Annotated in this window: 1 protein-coding gene; it reads right to left on the bottom strand. The window is 59.6% G+C overall.

All coding sequences use genetic code 11. The annotated features are described in order from the left end of the window. The coding region (mukB, locus tag DOU50_RS00415; protein ID WP_148768482.1) for a chromosome partition protein MukB at positions 1–2,104 on the bottom strand (2,104 nt) is incomplete at both ends.

The following is a 2,104-nucleotide window of genomic DNA, read 5'->3' as shown; positions in this document are numbered from 1 at the left end:
GCGGCGCGGCCAAACAGCGGCAGCTCAGGGAAGCGGGAATAACGCCACTGGCGATCGGCGATTTTCACCACCACCGCTTTTTCCAGCTCATCGACGCTGAAGACGCTGTCATCGAACGACTGCGGATCCCCTTCGATCAGATAGAGGTCTTCCGGGCAATCTTCCAGGCCGGCAAGCTGCTCAGAAATCAGCGACAGATCCGGGACCACAATCGCGTTACGGGATGGACCGTACAGCGCGGAGAAGTACGGGGCATCGTCAAGGCCAACGTCGTCATAAATCTCGGACAGCAGCACGCCGCCAAAACGCTCCGCCAGGGCATTGAGGCGCGGGTCTTCCGCACCGCCCGGCTGGCTTAAGCGTTCAATTTCTTCGTCGACTTCACGCTTGCGCGTGCCGACTTCGTCACGCTCAACAATGGCTTCGCGCTCGCGCTCCAGCAGCTGCTGCAGGTATTCGGTCACTTCCTGGCTGGATTCGAACTGCTCGCCGCACTGTTCGCTGAGCTGATTCAGGCTGCTTTGAGCCGCCAGCCAGACCGGCGCTCGTTGCAAGAGCGTCTTCGAACGGGACTGAATCTGCTCCAGCTCCTGACGCAGCGTCATACGCTGTTCGCTGGCGTTTGATACCGTATCGGACAGGGCCGCGATACGCGCTTCCAGCTCCTGATGCAGGGCCTCAAGCTCGTCGAAATCGTAATTTTTCCCCTGACGCTTGCAGAACTCCGCCAGAAGACGCTCGGCCTCCTGCTGCTCTCGCAGGCGCTGTTCCAGCTCGTTCAGACGCATGCGCAGCGGCTGAACCTGTTCGGCCAGATGGCGCTGGTTCACACCGTCGCGCAGCAGTTCACGGGCAACGTCCCAGGCTTCGTTACGCGCCAGCGGGCCGTTAATCGCGACGACCAGCTGATAAGCCTGCTCAAACTGGCTGTGCGCCGTTTGCGCGACGCTCATTTTCTGTTCGAGGGACAGCAGCTTCTCGGTGGCTTCCTGTTCTTTGGCCTGGAAGGTATCCAGCCACTCGTCGGCGCTATCCGGCGTCAGGTCAGGCAGATGGCACAGCTCTTTCGCACGCTGTAATGCCTGCAATGCCTGGGTGTACTGAATCGCTCGCGTCTGCTGCACGTCAAGTGCCTGCTGGTAATCGGCAAGCTGGCTTTTCAGCTCATCCACTTCCAGCTCGGCCGCTTCGGCGCGGGCTTCGTTCTCTTCCTGCATGTCGGCGGCTTCGGCCACCACTTCATTTTGCTCTTCGAGACGAATTTGCAGCTCGTCGAGATCCGCTTCATAGCGCTCGATTTTTTCCTGCTGACGCAGCGCGGTTTGCACCAGATTCAGGTGATCGCTGGCGGCCTGGTAATCGGCTTCCAGGTCGCCTTCCGCACCGTTGTGCTCACCCAGCTCGCGCGCCATTTCGACGTGCTTGTACTGCTCGGCCACCAGCTGTTTACGCGAGGTAAACAGCTCGCGGCGATATTCTAATGCCTGATCGAGATGCACGCGTCGCTCGTTGGCGTGACGCATGTAGTCCGCCGCCACATAGTTGGTGGCTTCGCTGATCAGGTGTTTAAACAGGTCGCGGTCGGACTGGGTAACGCGAATCGCTTCCAGCGTCATGCGGTTTTCACGCAGCGCCGCTTCCATATCCTGGAAGGCCTTACGTACGCCGCTGTTTTCCGGCAGCAGGTAGTCGCGCAGGGAGCGGGTGATGGCGCTGGAGATACCGCCATAAAGGGACGCTTCGATCAGGCGATAGTATTTGCTACGGTCTGATGCCGAGCGCAGACGACGCGCCACCACGCCCAGATCAAACATCAGCGCATGGTAGTCGGTAATCGAGTTGAACTGTTTGAACTGCACGCCTTCGATCGCTTCGAGCTTATCTTTCAGCTCCTGCAACGTCAGCACACGCGCCTGACGTTCGTTCAGGGTTTCCGTCAGCAGCGCCGTCGGCTGCACGGACGTTGGCAGCCCCTGGATCGCAAACGGTTTGATATCCACTTTACGGTCGCGGCCAGCAACCTGCTGCAGGCGTACGCCCACCACCACACGCTGATGACGGGAGTTAATGACGTCCAGAACCGAATAACAGACGCCGGCCTTCA

Origin of the sequence: Enterobacter sp. C6 (assembly GCF_008122455.1) — a bacterium.
GTDB classification, from domain to species: domain Bacteria; phylum Pseudomonadota; class Gammaproteobacteria; order Enterobacterales; family Enterobacteriaceae; genus Enterobacter; species Enterobacter pseudoroggenkampii.
Note: the sequence above shows the minus strand (reverse complement) of the source record. Positions and strands in the feature narration are given on the sequence as shown.